2 rRNA genes (1 of these 2 cut by a window edge) are annotated in these 3,335 nt (G+C 53.6%); both read left to right on the forward strand.

The window, feature by feature from the left end:
• A 23S ribosomal RNA gene (locus HMPREF1022_RS16330) occupies window positions 1-2,889 on the forward strand; it begins 43 nt to the left of the window's first position.
• A gap of 46 nt (window positions 2,890-2,935) precedes the next feature.
• Window positions 2,936-3,050, forward strand: a 5S ribosomal RNA gene (rrf, locus tag HMPREF1022_RS16335).
• Window positions 3,051-3,335: the final 285 nt, after the last annotated feature.

Below are 3,335 nucleotides of genomic sequence, written 5' to 3' on the forward strand. Positions count from 1 at the left end.
AGGCGAAGAAAGACGTGGTAAGCTGCGATAAGCCTCGGGGAGAAGCTAAACATTCTGCGATCCGGGGATGTCTGAATGGGGAAACCCGGCGGGAGTCATGTCCCGTCATCCGCAAGTGAATACATAGCTTGCAGGAAGCCAACTCAGGGAAGTGAAACATCTCAGTACCTGAAGGAAAGGAAATCAAACGAGACTCCCTCAGTAGCGGCGAGCGAAGGGGGAAGAGCCTAAACCGGTTGGATTCGTCCAGCCGGGGTTGTAGGGCCGGCATACGTGATTCATGAGTAGGCAGGGGAAGGAAGCTGGAAAGCTTTGCCAAAGCGGGTGATAGCCCCGTACCCGAACCTGAAAGTGACGCAGCCGGTACCTGAGTACCGCGGGGCACGTGAAACCCCGTGGGAATCCGGGAGGACCATCTTCCAAGGCTAAGTACTAACCGACGACCGATAGTGCACCAGTACCGTGAGGGAAAGGTGAAAAGAACCCCTGTCAGGGGAGTGAAATAGAATCTGAAACCTGATGCTTACAAGCTGTGGGAGCCGTGCTTGCATGGTGACCACGTGCCTTTTGCATAATGAGTCAGCGAGTTAATCTGTACTGCGAGGTTAAGCGTAAGTGGAGCCGTAGCGAAAGCGAGTCTGATAAGGGCGATAGTAGTGCGGATTAGACCCGAAACCGGGTGATCTATCCATGAGCAGGTTGAAGCACGGGTAAAACCTTGTGGAGGACCGAACCCATACCGGCTGAAAACGGTTGGGATGACTTGTGGATAGGGGTGAAAGGCCAATCAAACCCGGTGATAGCTGGTTCTCCCCGAAATATATTGAGGTATAGCCTCGTGGATTGTCTACCGGAGGTAAAGCACTGACAGAGCTAGGGGTCCTACCAGATTACCAAACTCTTTCAAACTCAGAATGCCGGTCAGATGTACCACGGGAGTCAGACAGTGGGTGCTAAGGTCCATTGTCGAGAGGGTAAGAGCCCAGATCAACAGCTAAGGTCTCCAAATATATGCTCAGTGGTTAAGGTGGTGACGTTGTAGAGACACCCAGGACGTTGGCTTAGAAGCAGCCATCGTTTAAAGAAAGCGTAATAGCTCACTGGTCTAATGACGTTGCGCCGAAAATGTAACGGGGCTAAGCATATTACCGAAGCTTTGAATTCCGCGTATGCGGTCTGGTAGGGGAGCGTTCTTCATGGGCTGAAGGTGTGTTGTAAAGCATGCTGGACTGTGGAGAAGTGATTATGCTGACATGAGTAACGATAAAACGGGTGAAAAACCCGTTCGCCGTAAACCCAAGGTTTCCTGGGTAAAGGTAATCTTCCCAGGGTTAGTCGGCCCCTAAGGCAAGGCTGAAAGGCGTAGCTGATGGGAAACGTGTTAATATTCACGTACTTGTGTGTTCGCGCGAAGGAGGGACGCAGGAAGATAGGCGATCCGGGTGTTGGATTACCCGGTGCAAGCGAGTAGGCATGGGAAGCAGGCAAATCCGTTTCCCTTTATGCTGAGACGCGAGTCCGTGGGCGTAAGCCCTGAAGTCGCTGAGTCTATGCTGCCAAGAAAAGCTTCTAAGTTTAGAACACGCAAACCGTACCGGAAACCAACTCAGGTGGGTGGGATGAATAATCCAAGGCGCTCGAGAGAACTCTGGCCAAGGAACTCGGCAAAATAACCCCGTACCTTCGGAAGAAGGGGTGCTCCTTTAGGTGAAGCGATTCACTTGTTGAGCCTGAGGGAGCCGCAGAGAAATGGTGGTGGCGACTGTTTACTAAAAACATAGGTCTGTGCGAAGTCGTAAAGACGACGTATACGGACTGACGCCTGCCCGGTGCCGGAAGGTTAAAAGGAGGGGTCAGCGCAAGCGAAGCTCCGAATTGAAGCCCCGGTAAACGGCGGCCGTAACTATAACGGTCCTAAGGTAGCGAAATTCCTTGTCGGGTAAGTTCCGACCTGCACGAATGGCGTAACGATCTCCACACTGTCTCGGCCAGAGACTCGGTGAAATTGAAGTCGCGGTGAAAATGCCGTGTACCCGCAGAAAGACGGAAAGACCCTGTGCACCTTTACTATAGCTTGACATTGGGATTTGAACCTGCATGTGTAGGATAGGTGGGAGGCTGTGAACTCTGTACGCTAGTATGGAGGGAGCCATTGTTGAAATACCACCCTTGTTTTTTCAGGTCCCTAACCCTCAGCCGTAAGCCGGCGAGGGAACAGTGTCTGGTGGGTAGTTTGACTGGGGCGGTCGCCTCCTAAAATGTAACGGAGGCATGCAAAGGTTCCCTCAGGCTGATTGGAAACCAGCCGTCGAGTGCAAACGCATAAGGGAGCTTGACTGCGAGAGAGACATCTCGAGCAGGTACGAAAGTAGGTGTTAGTGATCCGGTGGTCCCGAATGGAAGGGCCATCGCTCATTGGATAAAAGGTACGCCGGGGATAACAGGCTGATCGCATCCAAGAGTTCACATCGACGATGCGGTTTGGCACCTCGATGTCGGCTCATCACATCCTGGGGCTGAAGCAGGTCCCAAGGGTACGGCTGTTCGCCGTTTAAAGTGGTACGCGAGCTGGGTTTAAAACGTCGTGAGACAGTTTGGTCCCTATCTTCTGTGGGCGTTGGAGAATTGAAAGGGCCTGTCCCTAGTACGAGAGGACCGGGATGGACGCACCCCTGGTGGACCTGTTGTCGTGCCAACGGCATAGCAGGGTAGCTATGTGCGGAAGGGATAACCGCTGAAAGCATCTAAGCGGGAAGCCTGCCTTAAGATAAGTTCTCCCTGACGCAAGTCCTGAAGGGCCGAGGTAGACTACCTCGTTGATAGGCTGGGGGTGGAAGCGCCGCGAGGCGTGGAGCTGACCAGTACTAATAGCCCGTGAGGCTTGTTCTCTTGAAAAACTCCTTCCTTCCCTGTCAATTATATTTTTGACAAATTTTTTGGCAGCCATAGAGAAGAGGGTACACCCGATCCCATTCCGAACTCGGTAGTTAAGCTCTTCCTCGCCGATGATACTGCATAACGTCATGTGGGAAAGTAGGCCGCTGCCAAAAATTGCTCGGAAGCCCCCCTCGCCGCTCTCAGCGCGTGGGGGGCTTCTCTTGTCCGCCCTATGCTGCCGCGCCTGCGCCCCCCCCCAACTCCGCGAATTCCCGAACCATCCCACCGCTTCCTTCATCCCTCCCTTCCTCACCTTGCCTTGAACCGGCCAGGCTGGAAAACCCTCGGAGCCGCTTCTAAAACTGCCCAGGGAGCTTTTTTGCCGCTGGGGGATATCCTCTCGGGCTTCTTCGCGCCTGCACGCCGCTTCCTTGACGGTATCTCGGCGTATCCTGCCC

Origin of the sequence: Desulfovibrio sp. 6_1_46AFAA, from assembly GCF_000224635.1 — a bacterium.
Taxonomy (GTDB): domain Bacteria; phylum Desulfobacterota; class Desulfovibrionia; order Desulfovibrionales; family Desulfovibrionaceae; genus Desulfovibrio; species Desulfovibrio fairfieldensis.